Genomic DNA, 25,515 nt, shown 5'->3' with positions numbered 1-25,515 from the left:
GATGATCCTCTTTCTGTCCTCAACCAGTTTCCGGATATTATATGACCCCACGGAAACATTTTACAGGCTTATCTTTTGATTGTCTCACATAAGAAAACGGCGGCTGTTTCGCCGCCGTTCAATTTAAATCAGGCCTTTGTGCCTGCTGCTGCGGCAACTTCCGCCGCAAAGTCCAGAGCCTCTTCCTTTTCAATGCCCTCACCGAGCGCATAACGGATGTAGCCTTTCAGGACGATTGGAGCACCAGCCTTGCCTTCAGTTTCTTTCAGAATCTGAGCAACTGTCTTGGAAGGATCATGAACGAAAGCCTGTTCAACAAGTGTAACTTCCTTGAAGAAGGACTTCAGACCATTCTCGATGATCTTTTCCATGATGTTTGCAGGCTTACCAGCGTTCTTTTCTGCAAGAACAGCCTTTTCACGTTCGATTGTAGCAGCATCAATACCGGATGCATCCAGAGCCAGTGGGCTTGTCGCAGCAATGTGCATAGCAATCTGACGGCCGATTGTTGAGAGAACTTCAACATCACCCTCAGATTCCAGAGCAACAGCAACACCGATCTTACCAAGACCTTCAGAAATGGTGTTGTGTGTGTAGCTGGCAATAAAGCCCTTATTGACCTTCAGTGTATCAACGCGGCGGAGTGTCATGTTCTCGCCGATTGTAGCAATAAGGTTCTGCAGCTTTTCAGAAACAGTTGTCGCTTCACCCGGGAAATTGGCAGAAGCCAGCTTTTCCATTGTGTCATTGCCATTGAGAGCAATCTTGGCAGTTTCGCGAACGAAAGCCTGGAACTGCTCGTTACGGGCAACGAAGTCTGTTTCAGAGTTAACTTCGAGGACGGCAGCTGTATGACCGGAAGACTCAACAGCAACAAGACCTTCAGCAGCAACGCGGCCAGCTTTCTTGGCAGCCTTGGCAAGACCTTTGGTACGCAGCCAGTCGATAGCAGCTTCAATATCACCATTGGTTTCGTTCAGAGCGTTTTTGCAGTCCATCATGCCTGCGCCGGTCTTTTCGCGCAGTTCCTTGACGAGAGCGGCTGTAATGTTAGCCATAGTAGCTGTTCCTTCCGGATATCTTGAATTTCAGTCGTTTATGATAACAGCAACCCGGCGTCGTGTGAAACGCCGGGCTGAAATCAGGTGCCAGATAATATCTCTAAAGGCTGTTGCCAGCCAAGAAATATCAGGCTGCGTCAATCATGGCCCGTGCCTGGTCGATCCAGCCATCACGCTCGATGCGACCATTCAGCTTCAACTCAGCGTCGAGCTTGGCAACATCTGCAGGCTGCAGCGAAGCAAACTGCCAGTAATGGAAGAGACCAGCGTCATTGAGCTTCTTTTCCAGTTCTGGACCAACGCCTGTCAGCTTTGACAGGTCATCTGGAGCACCACGAGGAGCAGCAAGACGCTCGAAACCGTCTGTTGATTCTGCAGCTGGGAGCTCTTCAGCCATTGGCTCTTCGGAAGCACCGAGATCAACGCCGAGATCACCCTGACCACGGGAGATGCCATCAAGAGCAGCGCGTGCAATCAGGTCGCAGTAGAGAGCGATAGCACGACCAGCGTCATCGTTAGCAGGAATTGGATATGTGATGCCGTCTGGATCACAGTTTGTATCGATGATGGCAACAACCGGAATACCCAGACGCTCTGCTTCTTTAATAGCAAGCTGTTCTTTGTTGGTATCGATAACGAAAAGCATATCAGGCGTACCGCCCATATCCTTGATACCGCCAAGAGCGCGATCAAGCTTTTCCTTTTCGCGGTTGAGCATCAGGCGTTCTTTCTTGGTCAGACCAACGCCGCCGCCTTCGATGATTTCATCAACCTTGCGCAGACGCAGGATTGAAGCAGAAATTGTTTTCCAGTTGGTCAGCATGCCGCCGAGCCAGCGGGAGTTCACATAGTACTGAGCGGAACGCTTTGCAGATTCTGCAACAGCTTCCTGAGCCTGACGCTTCGTACCAACGAAAAGCACACGACCACCACGGGAAACTGTATCGCTCACAGCCTGAAGGGCGCGATGCAGCATCGGGACGGACTGAGCCAGATCAATAATGTGAATGTTGTTGCGTGTACCAAAGATGTACTCAGACATCTTAGGGTTCCAACGGTGAGCCTGGTGACCAAAGTGGGCGCCTGCTTCCAGCAGCTGACGCATGGTGAACTCAGGAAGAGCCATGTGTATATTCTCCGGTTATACCTCCGCGGAACAAGTGAGTTAGCACCATGCTAACCACCGGCTTTAGCCAGAGTTCTGGCGTGTTTCCGCGTGTGTGATGGGGCTGCCTATAAGGGAAAACAGGCAAGATGACAAGAGAGAACGCACAAATTGTAGCAATTTTCGCAACAATTTTATTGGAGTACATCCCCGCCCAGCTCAAAAATCAGTCAATAATTTCAACCTGAACAATTCCAGGCACAGCGCGCAAGGCACCGGCAACCTGTGGCGTCGCCTGATACTTTCCGGGAAGTTTTATCTCAACTTCATGTGCCCCGTTATCAAGAATCACAACAAGCATCACATCGCCTCTGCCACGAACCTGTAATCGCTGCTTGATGCTCTCAAGAGGAACTTCGTCACGAACAAAAATGCGCATCCCCTTTTGATAACGCGCCACAGCATCATCAAGTGAAGAGGCTTCACGAATACGCGCCCGAACCTCATCGCCTTCTGCCGTACCCTTTAAATTGAGCGTAACAATCGCACCCGGCTCGAGCAGCTCCCGATAAAGAACCAGCTCCTCAGAGAACATGACGGCTTCGAAATGGCCGCTTTGATCAGAGAAATTGACAATACCCATTTTATTGCCAGTCTTCGTCCGACGCTCTGAGCGATCAAGAACCGTTGCAGCCACCAGACCGCCATCAGCCCCAGCCCTGACCTTTTTACAAAATTCCGCCCAGGTACTGACACGAAGCTTGGTCAGCAAGGCGCCATATTCATCAAGCGGATGCCCAGACAGGAAGAACCCTGCAGCATCATATTCTTTCTGCAACCGGACAGATGCTGGCCATGGCTCATAATGAGGAATACGTAAATCCACATCCGATGACGCCACACCGCCAAACATATCCTGAATGCCTGCATTCTCATCCTGCACAGCCTTGGAAGCGAGATTGAGCATAGCCTCAATGGTCGCCGTCGCCTTGGCCCGATCCGGCTCCAGCTCATCAAGCGCGCCAACAGCAATCAGGTTTTCAAGAATGCGTTTATTGACGTGCTTAGGGTTCATGCGCGCAGCAAGGTCTTGCAAACTTTTGAAAGGCTTATCACCCCTCGCCTCAACCAATGTCTCAATTGCGTGCAGGCCAACCCCCTTAACCGCAGCCAAAGCATAATAGATGGCACCATCACGCACTTCAAACAATGCGCCAGACTTATTGATAGACGGTGCAACTACTGTAATACCAAGACGCTGCGCTTCACGGCGAAACTCTGACAACTTATCAGTGTTGTCCAAATCCATCGTCATGGAAGCTGCCAGAAACTCAACCGGATAATTCGCCTTCATATAGGCCGTCTGGTAAGAGACGAGCGCATAAGCGGCCGCGTGACTTTTGTTAAAGCCGTAGTTCGCAAATTCAGCCAGCAGATCAAAAATCTCGTTAGCCTTGCTCTCGGCAATACCGCGTTCAACAGAGCCTGAAACAAACCGGCCGCGCTGGGCATCCATTTCAGCCTTGATCTTTTTACCCATAGCACGGCGTAAGAGATCAGCATCTCCAAGTGAGTAACCAGCAAGTACCTGAGCCACCTGCATCACCTGTTCCTGATAAACGATGATGCCAAAAGTTTCCTTTAGTAATGGTTCAAGTTTTTCATGTAAGTACCACTTACTCTTATTGTTTTCATCCTTACCGAGTTTCCGAGAGCAATAAACCGGGATGTTGGCCATCGGGCCCGGACGATAGAGCGCCACAAGGGCGATCAAATCTTCGATACGGTCGGCCTCCATCTCAGTGAGAGCTTTACGCATGCCCGCACTTTCAACCTGGAATACGCCAACAGTTTCGCCCTTCTGTAGCTGCTCGTAAGTCTTTTTGTCATCCAGCGGGATGGCAGAAAGATCGATGGTTATGCCACGCTGGGCCACAAGCTCAACAGCGCGACGCAGAACAGTAAGCGTTTTAAGCCCCAGAAAGTCGAACTTGACCAGACCAGCCTGCTCAACCCACTTCATATTGAACTGCGTCACCCGCATACCGGTTTTTGGGTCTCGGTAGAGAGCAACCAGTTCCTGCAACGGCCTGTCACCAATCACCACCCCCGCAGCATGGGTTGATGCGTGTCGGTGCAAGCCTTCAAGCTTCTGGGCAATAGCCAGCATTCGCGCAACAACGGGTTCTTCTTCCATTGCTGTTCGAATTTTTGGTTCATCCTCAATAGCCTGCTTTAGGGTTACAGGATTTGCTGGGTTCTGAGGAATAAGCTTTGTCAGCTTATCAACCTGCCCGTAAGGCATTTCCAGAACACGGCCGACATCCCGTATAACCCCACGGGCCAGCAAGGTACCGAAAGTGATGATCTGGGCAACCTGATCTTCGCCATAACGCTTCTGTACGTACTCAATAACCCGTTCACGACCCTCAACGCAGAAGTCGATATCAAAGTCAGGCATTGATACGCGTTCAGGGTTCAAGAAGCGTTCGAACAGCAAACTGAACCGTAGAGGATCAAGATCGGTAATCGTCAGCGCATAAGCAACAAGTGAGCCCGCACCAGAACCACGACCCGGTCCAACAGGGATATTGTGATCCTTGGACCACTTGATAAAGTCAGAAACGATCAGGAAGTAACCCGAATATTTCATACGGGTGATAACGGACAATTCGTACTCAAGGCGATCGTAATAGTCTTGCTCCGTCAACCCTTCTGCTGGGCCATGAGCATCAAGACGTCGACGCAGCCCAGCTTCAGCCTGCGTACGAATCTCTTCACCTTCATCGAACGTCGTGTTCGGCTCACGGTGGAAGCTTGGCAGAATCGGGCTTCGTGTTGAAACCCGATACGCGCATCGCATCGCAATCTCGACCGTTGCCTGACAGGCATCGGGGAGATCCCGAAACAGCTCCAGCATTTCTGCACGTGTTTTAAAATTATGCTGACTGGAAACGCGACGCCGATCTTCTTCAGACACCATGCGCCCTTCAGCGATCGCTAAGAGCGCATCATGGGCCTCATAATCATCCGTCTTGGCAAAGAAAGGTTCGTTTGTTGCAACAATCGGCAAACCGTTTTCATCTGCAAGACGGATAAGGTCTGCTTCAATGCGGCGTTCAGCATCCAGTGCATGGCGCTGTATTTCCACATACAGCCTGTCACCATAAGCTTCTTTAAGAACGGCAAGACGGGATGAGGCTAAAGCGGCATTTGAGTTATCGCGCAGAGCGGAATCAATTGGCCCGGAAAAACCACCCGTTAACGCAATCAGATCCCCAGAGACTTCTTTGAGAACAGCAGCATCCACCATCGGAGCCGCACCAAGCTCAACATCAAAGTAAGCACGGCTGGCAAGGTTCATCAGGTTCTCATAGCCCTTTTCGCTTTGTGCGAGCAGGACAATGTTTGAACAAACGGGCGTCTGAATGCGTGATGTCGGATCTGGCTTTTCAAACATAACCGTTAGCTGAAGCCCAGCTATCGGCTGAATACCTGTTCCGTTGAGTTTTTCCGAAAACTCTAAAGCACCGAACAGGTTATTGGTATCAGTCAATGCAAGTGCAGCCTGCCTGTCTGTGGCTGCAAGTTTGCTTAAGGTGGCAATTGATAACGCACCCTCGAGAAGCGAATATGAAGAATGGACGTGCAAATGCACGAATCCCGCTTCGGTCAAAATCTGCGTCATTACCAACCTCCTACCCCTTCATCGCTAAGGACGACAAAAAGTGCAAGCGAGGCGGTTGAGAATCCCGTGACTAAAATACAGCCGGAAGAATAACAGCCCAGATTGCGACCATGCCGGCGAATACGGCAAGCGATGTAATTTCGGCGGTTGTTTCAATAACAGAACGGATCATAACCTTCTCCTTTGTTCTTGATACGTTCTATGATGTTTATGTTTTGTTCTTTCGTCAACAGCCTAAAAGAGGCACTTCAAAACTATGATTAATAAACGGATTTCTAATTTTAAATCAAAGTGATAGCTGTGGACTAAATTTCAAGAACAGCTTCATCAAGAGCGATCATCAGTGCTTCCTGATTTGTAACTCGAGCCTTAAACCAGATGCGGATAGTCTGATCAACAAGTGTGAGATCGATACCTTCCGGATCAATTCCTGTCACTTTCCAGCGGCCTTCAGATAAACCTTGTGATTTTGCTAATGCACTTAATCGTTCAGGTGAAGCATTTATGTCTGCCAGTATCTTCGGCTCATCAGTAAGCAGCTGCTCTGCACCGGATATGTCTGTTTTCAGTTCTTCAGCCGTTACATCAGACGCATTACGTCCAGGTCCAGCACTTAGCTGAACCGACTCAACATTCAGACGGTAGAGACGAGCATCTGGTAAACCCAGATATGCTTTCTCTTTAGGATGCCTTTGCAGGAATCGGAATGACAGCCTCTCAATATCCTGCTCATCAACCAGCTCACAACGCCCAACAAGGGTTAGTCTTTCCTTGGAAAGAGCATCACCCTGCCCCAGATTGGCAAGAATAACGGAAATCCGATTATCAGCCTTGATATTACGGGTATGCAAGGCAACACCAGCCATCAGGAAAACAAGGGAACCATCTTGATCAGAAACAACATCTGTCACTGACGAATAAGGGTAACCGGATGGATCAAGCGTAGCTAATGCGGCAGAGCGATATGTGCGAATAATGGTGCAGGCTAATTCTCTGGCATCAAAGGCTTCACGAGCGCTCTGCGGAATTTCCTTATCACGTGGCGTAATAGAAGAAATAGACATTGATCCCTCCTGCACTCTTTAACGTTAAACCTTATGGAAGCTGAACAATCTTACCATCCCGTATGGTCACGCGACGATCCATCTTGGCAGCAAGGTCCATATTATGGGTTGCAATCAATGCAGCCAAACGTGACGCACGAACAATCGCCATTAACATCTGGAAGACATGGCCGGATGTATGCGGGTCCAGATTACCTGTCGGCTCATCCGCCAGCAGAAGGCGCGGCGCATTGGCAACAGCACGGGCAATAGCCACACGCTGCTGCTCACCACCAGAAAGCTCAGCAGGTCGGTGCGTTAGGCGACCACCAAGCCCCAAGAACTTTAACACCTGCCCGGCCCGGTCTTCTGCAATCGATTTCTTATATCCTCTGATCAGCTGAGGCATCATGACATTTTCGAGAGCCGAAAGCTCAGGCAGGAGATGGTGGAACTGGTAGACGAAGCCAATCTCTTCCCGACGCAACTTGGTACGCCCAACATCATCCATCTGGGATGTTGCTGCCCCGCCAACATAGACCTCGCCATCATCCGGCTTTTCAAGCAGACCTGCGACATGCAGAAGTGTCGACTTACCTGTACCGGATGGGGCAACAAGCGCAACAAGCTCTCCCGGCCAGATTGCCAGATCAGCCTCATTCAGAATCTCAAGAAAACCATCAGCCTGCGGATAACGCCGGCCGACCTTTTGGAGATAGAGACTTGGTGTTGGTCTGGTCTGATTCATGCCATCACCCATATCTCAAGGCCTGAACCGGATCGAGACGCGCGGCCTGCCAAGAAGGATAAAGCGTTGCAAGTAGCGACAGTGTCAGAGCCATCAGAACAACCAGCAAGACATCACCAGCAACAACGCGTGATGACAGATGATCAAGCAGATAAACTTCCGGCGGAAAGAGATTGGTATTTGTCAAGCGCTCGATAAACCCTTGAATAGCTTCAGCATTAAAAGCTATCAACAACCCAAGGATGGAGCCTGCAATGGTTCCGGCGACCCCAATTGATGCACCTGTCATCAGGAAGACGCGCATGATCGCCCCCCGCGTTGCACCCATTGTGCGCAAGATAGCAATATCGGAAGATTTATCCTTCACCAGCATGATCATGCCGGAAATGATATTCAGTGCTGCAACAAGAACCACGAGACCGACAACGATAAAGGCCAGCTTACGCTGAACCTGTAAAGCTCCAAAGAATGTCCGGTAACGCTGACGCCAGTCATTGACAAGCAAGGGACGCCCTGCAACTTCATCTATCTGACGAATAGTGGCTTCTGTCTTATCAGCATCATCCAGAAACACATTAATGATTGAAACATCATTATCCCGATCAAAGAAGCTCTGTGCTTCCTGTATCGGCATATAGACACTTGAGGCATCGAGATCTGCTAAGCCGAGTTCAAAGATAGCAACAACCTGATAGCCCTTAATGCGCGGCGCTGTGCCAAACGGCGTCGCTGCTCCCTTTGGGGTCATAAGGGTAATCTGGTCACCAACCTGAAGGGCTAGATTATGGGCAAGGCGTGCACCAATTGCGACACCACCAGAGTTTTCAAAATTCTCAAGTGTTCCGCTCTGCAGCGTATCAGCGACAGATTTGATTTTCAGGATATCAGAACCACGAACACCGCGGATCATGGCGCCGCCATAACCATAGGGCGATGATACGGACGCCTGCCCTTCAACCATTGGCAAAACCAGTTGAACACCGGATATTTTACCAATTTTATCAGAAACTTCGACGTAATCCTTCAACGGAGAATCCATCGCCGACAGAAAGATGTTGCCGCTGTTTCCAAGCAAGCGATCCTGAAGATCATGACGAAAACCATTCAGTAGAGAAATAACCGTAATCAATACGGCCACTCCAAGCATGATTCCCAAAAATGAGAACAGCGCAATAACCGATACAAAGCCTTCCCTGCGACGCGTTCTTAAATAGCGTCCAGCAAGCATCCACTCAAAAGCGGCAAAAGGCTTTGTTGGCTGTATCTGTTCTTCGTTGCTCATCAAGAAGCCTTAGGCGTCGACTGTCAGTCTGTCGATTAAAGCATCCACGGAAAGCTCATGCTTTTCGCCTGTGCTACGACGCTTCAGTTCAATCTTGCCTTCTGCAAGACCTTTCGGACCAACAACAACCTGCCATGGAATACCAACCAGATCAGCTGTTGCGAACTTGGCACCCGGGCGCTCGTCACGATCATCATAAAGGACATCGCGTCCAGCAGCTGTCAGAGCCTTATAAATCTTGGCACAAGCTTCATCAGAAGCCCCATCCCCAACCTTCAGGTTAAGCAGAGCAACATCAAACGGTGCCACAGCATCTGGCCAGATAATGCCGTTTTCATCATGGCTGGCTTCGATGATTGCAGCAGTCAGACGGCTTGGGCCGATACCATAGGAGCCCATGTGAACCGGGCGTTCCTGCCCATCCGGGCCCATAACCTTGGCACCCATAGCTTCTGAGTACTTGGTACCGAAATAGAAGATATGGCCAACTTCAATGCCACGGGCAGAGACAGCATCACCAGCCGGGACCTCTGCATAAGCTTTCTCATCATGCATCTCAGAAGTTGCAGCGTAGAGAGATGTCCACTTGTCGACCGTCTTCTGCAAACCATCAACATCATCGAAATCTGTGTCAGCGGCTGGAATATCGAAATCAAGGTAGTTCTTGTGACAGAACACTTCGCTCTCACCTGTGTTGGCAAGAATGATGAACTCGTGGCTCAGGTTACCACCAATCGGGCCTGTATCCGCGCGCATTGGAATGGATTTCAGACCAATGCGGGCAAAGGTGCGCAGATAAGCAACAAACATCTTGTTATAGGAATGAGTTGCAGATGCCTGATCCAGATCGAAGGAATAAGCATCCTTCATCAGAAACTCACGAGACCGCATCGTACCAAAGCGTGGGCGGACCTCATCGCGGAACTTCCACTGAATGTGATAGAGGTTCAGCGGCAAATCTTTGTAGGATTTGACATAGCTACGGAAGATATCCGTAATCATTTCCTCATTGGTTGGCCCATAGAGCATTTCACGCTCATGACGATCGGTAATGCGCAGCATTTCCTTGCCATAGGCATCATAACGGCCAGATTCGCGCCACAGATCAGCAGACTGGATTGTTGGCATCAGTAGCTCAATGGCGCCCGCACGGTTCTGCTCTTCACGAATAATCGCATTGATTTTATTCAATACGCGAAGCCCCATCGGCAACCACGAATAAAGACCCGCAGATTGCTGGCGGATCAGCCCGGCCCGCAGCATCAGGCGATGCGAAACGATTTCGGCTTCTTTAGGGGTATCACGGAGAATAGGAAGAAAATAACGACTTAAGCGCATGACTGGCCTTCTGGCGTAAAGAGCTATTAAACATTCATAAAACGCCTAAACTGTCTTTGCGAAAGACACAACGGCATTTACAGAATCTTTAGTGAAACTTGTGCTGAGTCCTGTTTGCAAGATACTCATAAGCCCGCAAAGGGCAGAATTATGGCTGCTGCCATAAAGATAACATCAGCCAACAAAGTTGTTAAAACAGCCCGTTCGCGAATCTGCGGAACATTTGGAGCCCCCGGTTCGGTGCCCGTAACGGTGCCTCCTGTTTCAATCTGTGACCGTATTCCAATCGGCAGTGCGATAAACAGTGTGATCCACCAGACAACGAAGTAAAATGCGACAGCTCCCAACAGATGCATTCTGCAAACCCAAACAGCAAACACAATAGCCGCAACCGTTAAGGAGCCAACGACACCAGCCGCCAACCATAGGTTCGCTGAAATTTTACTGATAAGCTGCATTCACCCTGCTCTGTCTTGCCACAGCTACTGCTGTGTCCAGAACTTATTCTAAGCGGAGCGTTGTTCAAGCTCAACCAAAGTTCCGCAAAAGTCTTTAGGATGTAAAAACAAGACTGGCAGGCCGTGTGCTCCAATCTTTGGCGTACCATCACCAATGATACGTGCGCCTTGCGCCAAAAGACGATCACGAGCCGCGATAATATCATCAACCTCATAACAGACATGATGAATGCCACCAGAGGCATTATCCTGCATAAACTTGGCAACAGGTGAAGCTTTACCCAAAGGCTCAAGCAGTTCAATCTTGGTATTGGGGAGATTGACGAAACACACCGTCACACCATGTTCTGGCAACTCCTGCGGAGCGGATACCTTAGCCCCTAAAGCATCTCTGTAAGTTGCCGCAGCAGCTTTCAGATCAGGAACAGCAATAGCAACATGATTGAGACGACCGATCATCCGTTTCCCCTTTATGATTTTCCGGGAACAGGATGCTTTGTTTTGCCATCTCAGGATATTATCTTTAAGGCGAAGAGCGCTTAAACCTCAACCACCATAACATGGCAGGCAGGCTTTTTACCCCAAACGCCATTCACCGCAGCCCGAACACCGCGCTTCACAGCGTCCTCAACCGTTTCCGGATCACGACGTCTTGGTTTTGGCAGGCCGGAAAACACATTATCAACAGCACGTTCAATAACACCTTCAAGGGTATGGCCATTACGCGTTTCAACAGGTAGCCCCATTGTTTCAATGATTGGGTCACCAGCGAGATCACCGCGCCCATCAATGGCTATACCAATTGATACAATGCCAGCGAAAGAAAGCTTACGGCGCTCAGCAATGGCCCTGTCACTTCCATCCGTCAGTAACTGACCATCCTTGAAGATACGTCCGGCCCCAACTTCATCAATAACTTCTGCCGGACCCGGAGCCAAACGGAGCATCTGTCCATTACGGATAGAGGCAACTTCAGGAACGCCCAAGCCCTTAGCCATCTTGGCATGCTCTTCAAGGTGAAGATCTTCGCCATGAGCCGGCACGGCAATCTGTGGCCGTGTCCAGCCATACATGCGTTCCAGCTCACCACGTCTGGGGTGACCTGAAACATGAACGAGTTGCTGCCCATCCGTGATGACCTCAACGCCATCACGGACGAGAGCATTAATGATCTTGCCAATCGCGCGCTCATTACCGGGAATAGCACGTGCAGAGAAGATTACCCGGTCACCGGATGCAAAGCGTACATCAGGGTGCGTTTTATCCGCGATACGCGCCATAGCGGCCCTTGGCTCACCCTGTGAGCCTGTCAACAGGGCAACAACCTTGTCACGCGGGATTTTCTCGAATGAATCACCCGAAACATATTCATCAACACCCTGCAGATAGCCGCACTCTTCAGCCACCATCATCACACGATCAATCGCCCGGCCAACAACAACCAGCTTACGGCCACATTTCTTGGCAGCATCTGCAACAGCTTTGATACGCGCAACATTGGATGCGAATGTCGTTACCGCAACCCGGTGTGGTGAGGCAGCAATCAGCTTTGCAAGGCTTTCAGCAACTTCTGTTTCTGTTGGGCTCTGCCCATCTCGCAGAACATTGGTTGAGTCACATACAAGCGCCAGAACCCCCTCATCTCCCAATTTGGAGAAAGTTTCCGGTGATGTGATAGCGCCCTCATAAGGCGCGGCATCCAGCTTCCAGTCACCTGTGTGGACAACAAGACCATGCGGTGTACGCAGCGCCAATGCATTTGCTTCGGGGATCGAGTGAGAAACCGGGATATATTCGATATTAAATGGGCCAACATCAAACCTCTGCCCCGGCTTTACAACCCTAAGCTCAACCTTGGGCGCACCTGGCTCTGACAGCTTACGGGTTTCGAGCAGACCGCAAGCAAATGGTGTTGCGTAAACGGGCACCTTAAGGTTTGACCATAGGTCTGCAATAGCACCAATATGATCTTCGTGAGCGTGCGTAATAATAACGCCAAGGAGGTTTTCACGCTGCGCCTCAATGAACTTCAAATCCGGATAAACAACATCAATCCCCGGCAGACTTTCTTCGCTGCCAAAGCCCATACCACAATCAATGAGTATCCATTTTTTCTGACGTGGAGGACCGAACCCATAGAGAGCGGCGTTCATGCCAATCTCTCCAAGCCCACCTAGGGGTAGGAATACCAGTTCGTCTTTACCACGCGTCATCGTAATATCTTTTCCTGTCAGCCTTAGCTTCTTGCAAAACTACGGTATTATTCAAATACGAGTACCCTCTAACATTAAAGGGTAATATTCAACCCTATGCCTTTGGAAAGAACAGATCACCGGCATCTATCAACTTTATTCCGTTCCCTGTGTCCAATTCCAACCGGCCAAGAGCATCTATTCCTATAAAACTACCGTTGATTTTACCATTGGGAAGATTGACGCTGGCTGATTTTCCAATTCCGCCTGCGCGCTCCAGCCATAGTTCACGGATGGGATGGAAACGTTCTATTGCAGATAAGCCACGTGTTTCCTGCCAAACAGACAGGACATGATCGAATGATAAGCTGAAAGCTGAAAATACGTCTGACAAAGATAAATCTGGGTTCAGATCATGAAGCATTGCCACAGGATATTGCGGATTGTCAGGCCGATGAGAAACATTGATTCCGCAACCAATAACAATATGAACCTGATCTCCCATGCATTGAGACTCGAGGAGAAGACCAACAAGCTTCTGCCCATTGAACAGCACATCATTTGGCCACTTAAGCGCAAGATCAGGAACCTGGGCCCCTGTCAGAGTTTTAAGCGCATCGTAAAGGGCAATACCGGTTACAAAACCGAGTTGTGGCGCCTCAACCATGGAGCACGGATTTTTTAAAAGAAGACTGGCGTAAAGATTTCCGGCAGGCGATAGCCACTGTCTGCCGTGTCGGCCTCGCCCGGCTTGCTGCTGGCGAGCAACGTACCAACAAGGCGTTTCTGCGCCCTCTCTGGCAGCCTGCATGGCATCTTCATTGGTTGAACCAGTCTCCGCCTGCCAGACAAGGCGGTATCCCTTCTCTCGAAGGGATACGGGCAGGATAACGTCACTCATGCCCGTATCGCTTTCATATCTCAAAACAGAGCGTGAGCCGCACTTGCTGCTGCATCAAGCAACAGGGATGGCCAAAGCGCAAAGAAGAAGACAACCACGAAAGAAACAGCAAGAGCGCCTTTGACACCCATATCCATTTTATCGAAAGCGCCCTTCGGCTCATCAAAGTACATAACCTTGACGATACGAAGATAATAATAAGCACCTACAACACTGCTCAGCACACCAATGATAGCAAGTGTCAGCATATTGGCTTTAATAGCAGCAGAGAAGACAAAGAATTTGGCAAAGAACCCTGCAAGCGGCGGAATACCGGCCATGGAGAACATGAACATGGCAAGGCAGAAAGCCATCATCGGATTAGTCTTGCCACTCCCTGCGAGATCATCAATCGTCTCAACATTCACGCCATCACGACGCATGGACAGAATGCAGGCAAAAGAACCAACCGTCATAGCCAGATAGATTGCCATATAAACGATAACGCCATTAACACCTTCAACCGTACCGGCAGAAAGACCAACAAGCGCAAAACCGATATTGGCAATTGAAGAATAAGCCATCAGACGCTTGATGTTCTTCTGACCGATTGCAGCAAAAGCACCAAGAACCATCGACAAAATCGACATGAAGACAATGATCTGCTGCCATTGTGATGTAATCGCCGGGAATGCGCTAATAAACACGCGCACAGCCATAGCCATGGCAGCCATTTTAGGTGCCGTTGCAAAGAAAGCCGTGACCGGTGTTGGTGAGCCTTCATAGACGTCTGGTGTCCACATATGGAACGGAACAGCCGAAATCTTGAACGCAAGACCAGCAGCCATGAACACCATACCAACGATAATACCAATGCCTGGCCCTGTTGCACCTTCAACGGCAACAGCCTTTGCGATAACCGGGAAGCTGATGGAACCTGTGAAACCATAGATCAAAGATGCGCCATACAGCAGCATACCGGATGAAAGAGCACCAAGTACGAAATATTTCAGACCAGCTTCTGATGAGCGCAGATTATCGCGATGTAAGGCGGCAATCACGTATGATGATAAGCTGAACAACTCAAGCCCGATATAAAGGGCAATCAGATTGTTGGCTGAAATCACCATTAACATACCGGTTGTTGCCAGCAGAACCAGCAGCGGGAACTCGAAAATGGCAATGTTATTGCGGCGTAAGTAGTCACCTGACATGACGAGAGCTGCGATTGAACCTATCAGGCTCAGAGCCTTCATGAAGCGAGCAAAGGCATCGTTCACAAAAGCACCGCCAAATGTTTCAACCCGTGCATCAGGCGCCATAACGACAAGCACAAGTGCCACAAACAATGCCAGAATGGCACCGCCGCAAACAATGCTGAATGGTCGCTGTTTGGCAAAAACACCAACCAGAACAAGTATCAGCGCAGCAGCTGCAAGAATGATCTCCGGCAGGGCTGGTGCAAAATCAGGAAGGACAAATTGCGAATTCATCGGAACCTCAATAGGCAGCGGCCACAGCCGTCTTCACCGTAGCAAGAGCGGCATTGTAATTGGAAATCAGCGCATCGGTTGAAGCCGAGAAGCTGGACAGAATTGGTTCTGGCTGGAAGCCATAATAGATCACCAGAACAAACAGAGGTGCCATGATGATGATTTCTCTCTTGGAGAGATCTTTGATCCCGGCAAGTTCTGGCTTTTCAAGCGGTCCGTACATGACCCGGCGGTAGAGCCACAAAGCATAACCGGCCGACAGAATGACACCCGTTGTCGCAAACAGCGCAACCCACGGGCTGGAGCGGAATGCACCTGTCAGGCTCAGAAATTCACCGACGAATCCGGATGTGCCTGGCAGGCCAACGTTTGCCATTGTGAAAACCATAAACACAACAGCATATAGCGGCATTCTGTTAGCCAAGCCACCATAGGCCGCAATCTCACGAGTATGCATCCGGTCATAGATAACACCAACGCAAAGGAACAGCGCACCCGAGACCAGACCATGTGAGATCATCTGGAACATCGCTCCCTGCACACCCTGTGCGGTCATAGAGAACAGCCCCATTGTCACGAAGCCCATGTGAGCAACGGACGAATAGGCAATCAGCTTCTTGATATCTTCCTGCATCAAGGCAACCAGAGAGGTATACACAATCGCGATCACGGAGAGTGTAAACACCATTGGTGTAAAGAAGTGGGAAGCTTCCGGGAACATCGGCAGTGAGAAACGGATGAAACCGTAACCACCCATTTTCAGCAGAATACCGGCCAGAATAACCGAACCAGCGGTTGGCGCTTCAACGTGCGCATCTGGCAGCCATGTATGAACCGGCCACATAGGCATCTTCACAGCGAAAGATGCAAAGAAGGCAAGCCATAGCCATGTCTGCAACGAAGAACCAAATTTATACTGAAGTAAGGCTTCGATATCGGTTGTTCCTGTCTGCCAGTACATAGCAAGAACTGCCAGCAGCATCAGAACCGAGCCAAGCAAGGTATACAGGAAGAACTTGAAGCTTGCATAGATACGACGCTTGCCGCCCCAGATACCGATGATCAGGAACATTGGGATCAGGCCAGCTTCAAAGAACAGGTAGAAGAGAACCAGATCAAGCGCAACGAACACACCAATCATTGTTGCTTCCAGAATCAGGAAGGCAATCATGTATTCGCGAACACGGTTCTCGATTGAACGCCATGACGCAAGAATGCAGAACGGCATCAGGAATGTTGTGAGCAGAACGAACGGCATGGAAAAACCGTCAACGCCCAGCTTGAAAACAATCGTATCAGACAGCCAGGGATGAACTTCAACCATACTGAAGGCAGCCGTTGACGTATCAAATTTACCCCATGCCACCAGAGAGACAACGAAGGTCACCAATGTTGTCACAAGAGCAATCATACGTGCGTTGTTGCGAACACCCTTCTCTTCCCCACTAAGCATGAGGATCAGAAAAGCGCCAACAACCGGCAGCAGGACAAGAGCGGAGAGAAGGCCAAAACCAAACATCAGAGCGCACCCCCTGCAAGATACCAGCTAACAAAAGCAGCAACACCAATCAGCATGGCAAAGGCATAGTGATAAACATACCCGCTCTGCAGACGAACAACACCACGCGTTACATCAAGTACACGGGCTGCAATACCATTCGGACCAAGACCATCAATCACGGCACCATCACCGAACTTCCAGAAGAAGCGACCCAGTCGCTGGGCCGTACGAACGAACAGAATGTCGTACAGCTCATCGAAGTACCACTTGTTGAGCAGGAAGCGGTAAAGTGCAGGCACTGCATTGGCGATCTTTGCTGGCAGTGACGTATTGACGATGTACATGACCAGAGCAATCAGGAAGCCAAGGACCATCATGACAAATGGTGAATAGGCAACCCAAGCCGGGACATGATGCATGTCTTCAAGGATTTTGTTGTCAGCAGCTGTGTAAAGCGCGCCCTTCCAGAAGCCCTCATAATCGTGGCCAATGAAGTAATCTTTGAAAACGTAACCTGCAGCAAGAGCACCGAATGCCAGAATGATCAGCGGGAACAGCATGACAAACGGACTTTCATGCGGCTTGTGATCACCGTGACCATGATGGCCATCATGGCCATGATCATGATTGCCCCAGCGTGCCATTCCTTCAAAGGTCATGAAGAAAAGACGCCATGAGTAGAAGGAAGTCATCAGCGCAGCAACAACAGTTGCCGTGAATGCCAGACCAGAGCCAAAGCGCGTTGAAGCGTAAGCAGCTTCAATAATTGCATCCTTGGAATAATAGCCTGCCGTATATGGGAAGCCTGTCAGAGCCAGTGTACCAATGGCCATCATCACAGTTGTAAACGGAATATAGCGGCGCAGAGCCCCCATATGGCGCATGTCCTGCTCATGGTGCATAGCATGAATGACAGAACCGGCTCCAAGGAACAGCAGCGCCTTGAAGAAAGCGTGTGTGAACAGGTGGAATACCCCTGCCCCATAAGCACCAACCCCAAGCGCAACAAACATATATCCGAGCTGCGAACAGGTGGAATAGGCAATGACGCGTTTGATATCGTTCTGAACGAGACCAACGGTCGCTGCAAAGAATGCTGTGATCGCGCCAACAATAGTGACAACAACCAGTGCATCAGGAGCAGCCTCAAACAGAGGTGAGAAGCGTGCAACCATGAAGACACCGGCGGTGACCATTGTCGCGGCGTGGATCAGCGCAGACACTGGTGTCGGGCCTTCCATCGCATCTGGCAGCCATGTATGCAGCAGGAACTGGGCAGATTTACCCATAGCGCCAAGGAAAAGCAGCAGACATGCAAGCGTAATTGCGTTCCACTCAAAGCCGATAAACCGGAATGTTTCACTCGTATGAGCCTGAACATTCGGGAAAATCTGGTCGAAGGTAATGGAACCGAAGAGAACGAAAACAAGGAAGATGCCGAGCAGGAAGCCAAAGTCACCAACACGGTTGACGATAAAGGCTTTCATCGCAGCAGCATTTGCCGAATCTTTCTGGAACCAGAAGCCGATCAGCAGATAAGATGCCAGACCAACGCCTTCCCAGCCGAAGAACATCTGCAACAGATTGTCTGCTGTCACCAGCGTCAGCATTGCGAATGTGAAGAGCGACAGATAGGCAAAGAAACGCGGACGATGCGGATCTTCATGCATGTAGCCGATTGAATACAGGTGCACCAATGCCGAGACGGTATTGACCACAACCAGCATGACAGCTGTCAGCGTATCAATACGGAGCATCCAGTTTGCGACCAGATCACCGGACTGGATCCAGAGCGCAACAGGCACCTTTGCACCACCGATTCCCAGAGCAACATCGAAGAATGCAATCCAGGACAGTACGGCAACAACAGCCATCAGGGATGTCGTAACCAGCTCACTGCCTCGAGCACCAATCCAGCGTCCGAGTATCCCGGCGGTCAGGAAGCCAAGCAGTGGCAGGAAAACGATAGCGTAATACATCGCATTACCCATTTTAAGCCCCCTCAGCCTTTCATCGTGCTGGCGTCTTCAACGGCAACCGACCCGCGGTTACGGAAGAACGTCACAAGAATAGCCAGACCGATTGCAGCCTCAGCAGCCGCAACAGTCAGGATAAACAAAGCAAAAACCTGCCCGACAATGTCATTCAGGAATGAGGAGAAAGCTATGAAGTTGATATTCACGGCCAGAAGAATGAGCTCAACCGACATCAAAATGACGATTACATTCTTACGATTGAGAAAGATACCGAAGACGCCAATGGTAAACAGAATGGCAGCAACGATGAGATAATGAACCAATCCTATCATTTTTGCCCCCTTAAACGCCTTCACGGAAAGGAACTTTCCGCAATTTGACGGTTGATTGATCACGGGCGACCTGCTCGGAAATATTCTGACGCTTAACGTTCTCACGTTCGCGGTGCGTCAGCATAATGGCGCCAATCATGGCGATCAGCAGGATCAAGCTCGCAGCTTCAAAGAAATAAACATAATCAGTGTAGAGCACATGGCCGAGCGCTTCGGTATTCGTCAAACCGCTTACAGCTGCTTTCGTCGTTGCAACACCGGTCACTGTTGCCGGGTCAATAACCCATGCACTCACAACCAAAATGAGCTCAACAAGGAAGATGACACCGATCAGCATTCCAATCGGAACATACTTTTTAGAGCCCTTGCGCAATTCTTGGAAGTCGACGTCCAGCATCATCACGACGAAGAGGAACAGCACCGCAACAGCGCCGACATAGACAATAACCAAGAGCATTGCCAAAAATTCGGCACCCAACAGGATGAACAAACCCGCAGCATTGACGAAAGCCAATATCAGAAAAAGCACCGAGTGCACCGGATTACGGGCGGTGACAACAACGGCAGCAGATGCCACTGCGACACACGAGAATAAATAAAAGAAGGCGGCAGTAACCGTCATATGCTCAGCTCAAGCCGCATTGCGCGGCCCCTTCTATTGCCAACCGGACCAACCCGATTGCCCCTGTTCTGCGATAACCGGGCAAGTTCCCCTGACCCGATCAACTGTTCAATGGACAGACTAATGTCCGGCCGTTTTGCCCTTAGCGATAAGGAGCGTCTTTAATAATGTTACGGGCGATTTCACGCTCCCAACGGGCACCGTTCTCAAGCAGTTTTTCCTTGTTATAGAAAAGCTCTTCACGGGTTTCCGTCGCGAACTCAAAGTTTGGCCCTTCAACAATTGCTTCAACTGGACAGGCTTCCTGACATAAACCGCAGTAGATGCATTTTGTCATATCGATATCGTAACGGGTCGTACGACGGGTACCGTCGTTGCCACGGGGGCCCGCTTCAATTGTAATAGCCTGAGCCGGGCAGATTGCCTCACAAAGCTTACAGGCAATGCAGCGTTCTTCGCCATTGGGATAGCGGCGCAGCGCATGCTCACCACGAAAACGCGGGCTCAAATAGCCTTTTTCAAACGGATAGTTGACCGTTGGTTTTGGCTTGAAGAAATAGCGCATCGTCAAGAAGAAGGCGCCGATAAATTCCTTCAGGAATATGGATTTTGCAGCTTGGTCGAGTTTCATAACTTCATCTCTCCTCAAGCACCCGGCGCCATACCGGTTAATTTCAGGACGAATGCCACAGCAACCACCATAAAGAGTGAAATTGGCAGGAAGACCTTCCATCCAAGACGCATCAACTGGTCATAGCGGTAACGCGGAACAATTGCCTTAGCCATAGCCACAAGGAAGAACAGGAAGCACACCTTGAGGACAAACCAGATCACACCCGGAACCCATGTGAATGGGGCGAATGGAATTGGCGACAGCCAGCCGCCAAGGAACAATAGTGCACCCATGGCACACTGAACCATGATGGCAACATATTCACCCAGCATGAAGAGAAGATAAGGTGTTGAACCGTATTCAACCTGATAACCGGCAACGAGTTCGGATTCTGCTTCAGCCAGATCAAATGGAGGACGGTTTGTTTCAGCCAAACCGGAAATGAAGAAGATCACGAACATCGGCAGCAATGGCAGCCAGTACCAGCCAAGCATACCCCATGCACTATCCTGCGCTTCAACAATCTTGGACAGATTGAGCGTACCGGCGCACATCAAAACGGTGACAACAACAAAGCCGATTGAGACTTCGTAAGACACCATCTGCGCAGCACTACGCAAAGCAGAGAGAAATGGATACTTGGAGTTTGAAGCCCAACCTCCGATGATGATTCCGTAAATGCTCAGGGATGAAATCGCCAAAACATAAAGAACACCAACGTTGATATCAGCAATCACCCAATTGGCATTCAGCGGAATCACTGCCCATGTCGCAAGCGACAGCAGACAGGTGATCAACGGTGCCAGCAGAAACAGAACCTTGTTTGAGGAAGACGGAATAACCGGCTCTTTCAGAACAAACTTCAGCAAATCCGCAAAAGACTGCAACAAGCCCCAAGGGCCAACAACGTTCGGGCCGCGACGCAACTGGACAGCAGCCCAGATTTTGCGGTCAGAATACAGAATATAAGCAATGAATAGAAGCAGAGCGACAATCAGGAGAAGGCTCTGACCTATAACAATTGCAATCTGTATGAGAGTATCGATCCAGGACATCTCCACCCCCTTATTCTGCGGCTTGCAACTGATTGCTGCGTACTGCGGAACATTCCGCCATCACTTCTGATGCACGTGCAATCGGGTTGGTGAAATAGAAATTGGCAACAGGTGACAGGAAAGCCTCTTTCGAAACTGTACCCTTGCCGGCCTCTTTGACGATAGCCTTGAGAGCAGAAATTAGATCACCCTGCGATACGCTATCAATCGCTGCCATATGCGGATGGGCTGCATAAAGATGACGGCGAAGAGCCTCAAGGCTGTCAAATGGCAGTTTCTGACCAAGAACATCAGACAATGCGCGAATAATAGCCCAATCCTCGCGGGCATCACCCGGTGGGAAGTTGGCCCGGAAGGCCATCTGAACACGTCCTTCGGTATTTACATATGTGCCGGATTTTTCCGTATAGGTTGCACCTGGCAGAATAACATCTGCACGATGTGCACCACGGTCACCGTGAGAGCCCTGATAAATAACGAAAGTATCGTCTTCGATATCAAGCTCATCAGCACCAAGATTATAAAGCACATCAACAAAACCAGCTTTTGCCATTTCGGCAGCTGTCAAAGCACCATCTTCAGGAACAAACCCGACATCAAGTGCACCAACCTGTGATGCCGTCGTATGCAGAACAGCAAAACCGTTCCAGTCATCAGAGATAACACCGACATCCTGAGCAAGCTGTGCTGCAAGGCCATAAACCGCCAGACCATCAGCACGGGTCAAAGCACCCTGCCCGATAATGATCAGAGGCTTCTTGGCATCTTTCAGAACCTTGGCGAAATCACCCTTGCCAGAAACCAGATCAGCCAGTGTCTCAGCACCAGCGCCGAGGTAAGCATAATCATATGTCAGATCAGCTTTTTCACCGATAACAGCGATAGGCAGCTCGGTATTGCGCCAATGCTTGCGAATACGGACGTTGACCAGTGAGGCTTCAACCCGAGGATTGGAACCAATGATCAGGATCGCATCAGCTTCTTCAATACCGGCAATCGTGCTGTTGAAAGTATAAGATGCGCGGCCAAACTTGGAATGAAGGACTGTTCCGTTCTGACGGCTGTCGATATTCTTGCTACCAAGTGCCTGCATCAGAAGCTTCAGGGCGTAGATTTCTTCAACGGCTGCGAGATCACCAACAATCGCACCAATCTTCTTGGAAGATTTGACCTTAGCAGCAATACGTTCAAAGGCCTCTGCCCAAGTTGCCGGACGAAGCTTGCCATTATCACGCACATAAGGCCGATCAAGGCGCTGTGCATGCAGACCATCGACAATGTGCCGGGTCTTGTCAGAAATCCACTCCTCATTGATGTCTTCGTTGAGACGCGGCAGTATGCGCATAACATCACGACCACGGGTGTCAACGCGGATTGCTGAGCCAACAGCATCCATCACATCAACTGAATCTGTGTGTGTGAGCTCCCAAGGGCGGAAGTTGAAAGCGCTTGGACGATGGGTCAGAGCACCAACCGGGCAAAGATCAGCAACATTGGCTTGAAGCTCCGACGTCATGGCCTGTTCGAGATAGGTTGTGATCTCGGTATCTTCACCACGCCACAGGGCACCTATTTCTGGAACGCCAGCAACCTCAGCACAAAAACGAACACAGCGCGTGCACTGAATGCAGCGATTCATTGAGGTTTTGACCAGCGGGCCAATGTATTTATCGGGAATCGCGCGTTTATCTTCCTTAAACCGCGAACGATCAGCGCCATAAGCCATTGCCTGATCCTGAAGATCACACTGGCCAGCCTGATCACAAATCGGGCAGTCGAGTGGGTGATTGATGAGAATGAACTCCATCACCCCTTCCCGGGCCTTCTTGACGGTTGCGGATTTTGTAGAAATTTCAGGCGGCTCACCGTTCGGGCCCGGACGACAGTCACTGACACCCCATGAACAGGACGAGACTGGCTTTGGAGCGCCCTTGATTTCAACAAGGCACATCCGGCAGTTGCCTGCAATCGAAAGACGCTCGTGGTAGCAGAAACGTGGAATTTCCGCACCAGCTGCCTCACACGCCTGCATCAGCGTGTAATCAGCAGGAACGTCAACCTCGATACCATCGACAATGATTTTGGTCATCTGATCGTGCCCTCTGGTATCCAACGCTTACTTTGCCGCATGGAGCACAGGCTCCGCATGCGGGTTAGCAGCATAATCATCAATTCGCTTCTCGATTTCCGGACGAAAGTGCCGGATCAAGCCCTGAATAGGCCATGCCGCAGCATCACCAAGCGCACAGATTGTACGCCCTTCAACCTGCTTTGTAACCTCAAATAACATATCGATCTCACCCTTGTGAGCCCGACCGATCGCCATACGTTCCATCACGCGCCACATCCAGCCCGTGCCTTCACGGCAAGGCGTGCACTGACCACAGCTTTCGTGTTTGTAGAAGTGAGAAATACGGGCAATGGCGCGGATAATATCCGTTGATTTATCCATCACGATAACCGCCGCAGTTCCAAGTCCAGAACCAAGACCCCGCAATGTATCGAAATCCATTGGCGCATCAATAATCTGATCAGCCGGGACAACAGGCACAGAAACACCGCCGGGAATAACGGCCAAGAGATTATCCCATCCGCCACGGACACCACCACAGTGTGTATCGATCAGCTCGCGGAATGTAACACCCATTTCCTCTTCAACGTTACATGGCTTGTTAACATGGCCAGAAACACAGAAGAGTTTAGTACCAGCGTTATTGGGGCGACCAAGGCTGGAGAACCAGCTGGCACCCCGACGCAGGATTGTACCGGCAACTGCAATCGACTCAACATTGTTGACCGTCGTTGGGCAACCATAGAGCCCCATATTGGCCGGGAATGGCGGCTTCATGCGCGGCATTCCCTTTTTGCCTTCAAGGCTCTCAAGCATCGCGGTTTCTTCACCGCAGATATAAGCTCCGGCACCATGGTGAACATAAAGATCAAACGGATAGCCGTGAATATTATCCTTACCAATCAACTTGGCTTCGTAAGCCTCATCAACGGCTTTCTGCAGAGCAATCCGCTCAGCAATATATTCACCGCGAACATAGATGTAAGCAGCATGGGCGCCCATAGCGAAGGATGCAATCATGCAGCCTTCCACCAGAAGATGCGGATCATGGCGCAGGATTTCGCGATCCTTACATGTGCCCGGCTCTGATTCGTCAGCGTTGACGACCAGATAATGCGGACGTCCATCAGACTGCTTTGGCATGAAAGACCACTTCAAACCTGTCGAGAATCCAGCACCACCGCGACCGCGAAGACCTGATTTCTTCATCTCATCGATGATCCAGTCACGTCCCTGCTCAAGAATGAACTTCGTTCCATCCCATGCACCACGCTTCATTGCGCCCTTAAGGTCGCAAGGCTGCAGTCCGTAAAGATTTGTGAAAATGCGATCTTTATCCTGAAGCATCTGTCAAACCTCCTCAGGATTTCGGCTTATCGGCGGCAGCATCAATTGTATGCACAGCCTCTTCTTCAAAGCGCTTACGCCATGAACCAAGACGCGAACCATCATAAAGCGATGCATCCTGCAAGGTCTTCACGGCATTATGGGGTTCAGAAGCTTTACGATCACTCTGAGGCCCCGGCGTAACCGGCGTGCCTGCAGCCAGATCATCGAGCAGTTTTTCAAGGGTTTCTGGTGTCAGATCTTCAAAGTAATCATCATTGATCTGAACCATCGGCGCATTACAGCAGGCACCAAGGCACTCAACTTCGAGCCAGGAAATGCTGTCGTCATTTACATGACGCTCATCGCCAACACGCTTTTGCAGAACTTTCTTGAGTTCATTGGCGCCACGAAGCTGGCAAGGTGTTGTGCCACAAAGCTGTACGAAATGCTTACCAACCGGTTCAAGATTGAACATCGTATAGAATGTTGCAACTTCAGCGGCACGGATGTGAGCCATGTCAAGCATATCAGCGACATGCTCAATCGCCTTTTGCGGTAACCAGCCACCAGCCTGCTTCTGCGCACGCCACAATAGGGAAATGATAGCCGAAGCCTGACGGCCTTCCGGATATTTCTGGATCTGCTCGCGAGCCCAAGCTTCATTTTCAGACGAGAAAGCAAAACTTTCCGGCTGAAGCTCTTTAGGGGCAAACCGACGACCTGCCATG

At 50.2% G+C, this 25,515-nt stretch carries 20 protein-coding genes and 1 pseudogene; all 21 read right to left on the bottom strand.

Annotated elements, in window-relative coordinates; all coding sequences use genetic code 11:
- Nucleotides 1-128 precede the first annotated feature (128 nt).
- The gene (gene tsf / locus WJT86_RS06855; protein ID WP_346336796.1) at nt 129-1,058 is read right to left on the bottom strand and encodes a translation elongation factor Ts; all 930 of its coding nucleotides are present in this window, start codon (nt 1,056-1,058) and stop codon (nt 129-131) included.
- A 130-nt stretch (nt 1,059-1,188) separates the two neighbouring features.
- Nucleotides 1,189-2,187, bottom strand: a complete 999-nt coding sequence (locus WJT86_RS06850) for a 30S ribosomal protein S2 (protein ID WP_346336794.1) — start codon at nt 2,185-2,187, stop codon at nt 1,189-1,191.
- Between the two features lie 205 nt (nt 2,188-2,392).
- Complete coding sequence (gene dnaE / locus WJT86_RS06845) at nt 2,393-5,854, bottom strand: DNA polymerase III subunit alpha (protein WP_346336792.1); 3,462 nt, start codon at nt 5,852-5,854, stop codon at nt 2,393-2,395.
- A gap of 305 nt (nt 5,855-6,159) precedes the next feature.
- Nucleotides 6,160-6,918, bottom strand: coding sequence for a HugZ family pyridoxamine 5'-phosphate oxidase (locus WJT86_RS06840; RefSeq protein ID WP_346336791.1), 759 nt, complete (start codon nt 6,916-6,918; stop codon nt 6,160-6,162).
- Nucleotides 6,919-6,949: 31 nt separating this feature from the next.
- Nucleotides 6,950-7,645, bottom strand: coding sequence for an ABC transporter ATP-binding protein (locus WJT86_RS06835; protein WP_346336789.1), 696 nt, complete (start codon nt 7,643-7,645; stop codon nt 6,950-6,952).
- Between the two features lie 4 nt (nt 7,646-7,649).
- Nucleotides 7,650-8,927, bottom strand: a complete 1,278-nt coding sequence (locus tag WJT86_RS06830) for a lipoprotein-releasing ABC transporter permease subunit (protein WP_346336787.1) — start codon at nt 8,925-8,927, stop codon at nt 7,650-7,652.
- 9 nt (nt 8,928-8,936) lie between these two features.
- Complete coding sequence (gene proS / locus WJT86_RS06825) at nt 8,937-10,265, bottom strand: proline--tRNA ligase (RefSeq protein ID WP_346336786.1); 1,329 nt, start codon at nt 10,263-10,265, stop codon at nt 8,937-8,939.
- 125 nt (nt 10,266-10,390) lie between these two features.
- Complete coding sequence (locus WJT86_RS06820; RefSeq protein WP_346336785.1) at nt 10,391-10,723, bottom strand: DUF1467 family protein; 333 nt, start codon at nt 10,721-10,723, stop codon at nt 10,391-10,393.
- 48 nt (nt 10,724-10,771) lie between these two features.
- Entirely contained in the window at nt 10,772-11,182 is a 411-nt protein-coding gene (gene mce, locus WJT86_RS06815) for a methylmalonyl-CoA epimerase (protein WP_346336783.1), read from the bottom strand.
- A gap of 80 nt (nt 11,183-11,262) precedes the next feature.
- On the bottom strand, nt 11,263-12,936 hold the full coding sequence (locus WJT86_RS06810) for a ribonuclease J (protein WP_346336781.1): 1,674 nt from the start codon (nt 12,934-12,936) through the stop codon (nt 11,263-11,265).
- A 94-nt stretch (nt 12,937-13,030) separates the two neighbouring features.
- Nucleotides 13,031-13,816, bottom strand: a complete 786-nt coding sequence (locus tag WJT86_RS06805) for a biotin--[acetyl-CoA-carboxylase] ligase (RefSeq protein WP_346336780.1) — start codon at nt 13,814-13,816, stop codon at nt 13,031-13,033.
- Nucleotides 13,817-13,836: 20 nt separating this feature from the next.
- Nucleotides 13,837-15,288, bottom strand: a complete 1,452-nt coding sequence (gene nuoN, locus WJT86_RS06800) for an NADH-quinone oxidoreductase subunit NuoN (protein WP_346336779.1) — start codon at nt 15,286-15,288, stop codon at nt 13,837-13,839.
- A 7-nt stretch (nt 15,289-15,295) separates the two neighbouring features.
- On the bottom strand, nt 15,296-16,807 hold the full coding sequence (locus WJT86_RS06795; protein WP_346336778.1) for an NADH-quinone oxidoreductase subunit M: 1,512 nt from the start codon (nt 16,805-16,807) through the stop codon (nt 15,296-15,298).
- A complete protein-coding gene (nuoL, locus tag WJT86_RS06790) occupies nt 16,807-18,768 on the bottom strand; it encodes an NADH-quinone oxidoreductase subunit L (RefSeq protein ID WP_346337064.1) in 1,962 nt (653 codons plus the stop codon). The genes WJT86_RS06795 and nuoL overlap by 1 nt, the downstream gene beginning before the upstream one ends.
- 23 nt (nt 18,769-18,791) lie before the next feature.
- Nucleotides 18,792-19,097 (bottom strand): NADH-quinone oxidoreductase subunit NuoK, encoded by a 306-nt coding sequence (gene nuoK / locus WJT86_RS06785; RefSeq protein ID WP_346336776.1) that lies wholly within the window; start codon nt 19,095-19,097, stop codon nt 18,792-18,794.
- Nucleotides 19,098-19,107: 10 nt separating this feature from the next.
- On the bottom strand, nt 19,108-19,719 hold the full coding sequence (locus WJT86_RS06780) for an NADH-quinone oxidoreductase subunit J (RefSeq protein WP_346336774.1): 612 nt from the start codon (nt 19,717-19,719) through the stop codon (nt 19,108-19,110).
- Nucleotides 19,720-19,861: 142 nt separating this feature from the next.
- Nucleotides 19,862-20,350, bottom strand: coding sequence for an NADH-quinone oxidoreductase subunit NuoI (gene nuoI, locus WJT86_RS06775; RefSeq protein WP_346336773.1), 489 nt, complete (start codon nt 20,348-20,350; stop codon nt 19,862-19,864).
- Nucleotides 20,351-20,364: 14 nt separating this feature from the next.
- A complete protein-coding gene (gene nuoH, locus WJT86_RS06770; RefSeq protein ID WP_346336771.1) occupies nt 20,365-21,387 on the bottom strand; it encodes an NADH-quinone oxidoreductase subunit NuoH in 1,023 nt (340 codons plus the stop codon).
- A 10-nt stretch (nt 21,388-21,397) separates the two neighbouring features.
- Nucleotides 21,398-23,476 carry an NADH-quinone oxidoreductase subunit NuoG gene (gene nuoG / locus WJT86_RS06765; RefSeq protein ID WP_346336770.1) on the bottom strand — a complete coding sequence of 693 codons (2,079 nt, stop codon included), beginning with the start codon at nt 23,474-23,476 and terminating at the stop codon, nt 21,398-21,400.
- A 27-nt stretch (nt 23,477-23,503) separates the two neighbouring features.
- Nucleotides 23,504-24,805 carry an NADH-quinone oxidoreductase subunit NuoF gene (gene nuoF, locus WJT86_RS06760; protein WP_346336769.1) on the bottom strand — a complete coding sequence of 434 codons (1,302 nt, stop codon included), beginning with the start codon at nt 24,803-24,805 and terminating at the stop codon, nt 23,504-23,506.
- Between the two features lie 31 nt (nt 24,806-24,836).
- Nucleotides 24,837-25,514 (bottom strand): annotated as a pseudogene (gene nuoE / locus WJT86_RS06755) (NADH-quinone oxidoreductase subunit NuoE); the annotation flags it as partial.
- Between the last annotated feature and the right edge of the window lies 1 nt (nt 25,515).

This window comes from Hohaiivirga grylli, assembly GCF_039655745.1.
In the GTDB taxonomy this organism is placed as follows: domain Bacteria; phylum Pseudomonadota; class Alphaproteobacteria; order Rhizobiales; family Beijerinckiaceae; genus Hohaiivirga; species Hohaiivirga grylli.
This window is presented reverse-complemented; position numbering and strand designations above follow the sequence as displayed.

Coding starts and splice junctions, on each gene's coding strand:
- dnaE (WP_346336792.1), bottom strand. CDS start 5,854: ATGACGCAGATTTTGACCGAAGCGGGATTCGTGCATTTGCACGTCCAT.
- tsf (WP_346336796.1), bottom strand. CDS start 1,058: ATGGCTAACATTACAGCCGCTCTCGTCAAGGAACTGCGCGAAAAGACC.
- nuoI (WP_346336773.1), bottom strand. CDS start 20,350: ATGAAACTCGACCAAGCTGCAAAATCCATATTCCTGAAGGAATTTATC.
- WJT86_RS06780 (WP_346336774.1), bottom strand. CDS start 19,719: ATGACGGTTACTGCCGCCTTCTTTTATTTATTCTCGTGTGTCGCAGTG.
- proS (WP_346336786.1), bottom strand. CDS start 10,265: ATGCGCTTAAGTCGTTATTTTCTTCCTATTCTCCGTGATACCCCTAAA.
- WJT86_RS06805 (WP_346336780.1), bottom strand. CDS start 13,816: ATGAGTGACGTTATCCTGCCCGTATCCCTTCGAGAGAAGGGATACCGC.
- WJT86_RS06835 (WP_346336789.1), bottom strand. CDS start 7,645: ATGAATCAGACCAGACCAACACCAAGTCTCTATCTCCAAAAGGTCGGC.
- nuoL (WP_346337064.1), bottom strand. CDS start 18,768: ATGTATTACGCTATCGTTTTCCTGCCACTGCTTGGCTTCCTGACCGCC.
- nuoF (WP_346336769.1), bottom strand. CDS start 24,805: ATGCTTCAGGATAAAGATCGCATTTTCACAAATCTTTACGGACTGCAG.
- WJT86_RS06840 (WP_346336791.1), bottom strand. CDS start 6,918: ATGTCTATTTCTTCTATTACGCCACGTGATAAGGAAATTCCGCAGAGC.
- mce (WP_346336783.1), bottom strand. CDS start 11,182: ATGATCGGTCGTCTCAATCATGTTGCTATTGCTGTTCCTGATCTGAAA.
- WJT86_RS06850 (WP_346336794.1), bottom strand. CDS start 2,187: ATGGCTCTTCCTGAGTTCACCATGCGTCAGCTGCTGGAAGCAGGCGCC.
- WJT86_RS06810 (WP_346336781.1), bottom strand. CDS start 12,936: ATGACGCGTGGTAAAGACGAACTGGTATTCCTACCCCTAGGTGGGCTT.
- nuoG (WP_346336770.1), bottom strand. CDS start 23,476: ATGACCAAAATCATTGTCGATGGTATCGAGGTTGACGTTCCTGCTGAT.
- nuoK (WP_346336776.1), bottom strand. CDS start 19,097: ATGATAGGATTGGTTCATTATCTCATCGTTGCTGCCATTCTGTTTACC.
- nuoH (WP_346336771.1), bottom strand. CDS start 21,387: ATGTCCTGGATCGATACTCTCATACAGATTGCAATTGTTATAGGTCAG.
- WJT86_RS06795 (WP_346336778.1), bottom strand. CDS start 16,807: ATGTTTGGTTTTGGCCTTCTCTCCGCTCTTGTCCTGCTGCCGGTTGTT.
- WJT86_RS06820 (WP_346336785.1), bottom strand. CDS start 10,723: ATGCAGCTTATCAGTAAAATTTCAGCGAACCTATGGTTGGCGGCTGGT.
- nuoN (WP_346336779.1), bottom strand. CDS start 15,288: ATGAATTCGCAATTTGTCCTTCCTGATTTTGCACCAGCCCTGCCGGAG.
- WJT86_RS06830 (WP_346336787.1), bottom strand. CDS start 8,927: ATGAGCAACGAAGAACAGATACAGCCAACAAAGCCTTTTGCCGCTTTT.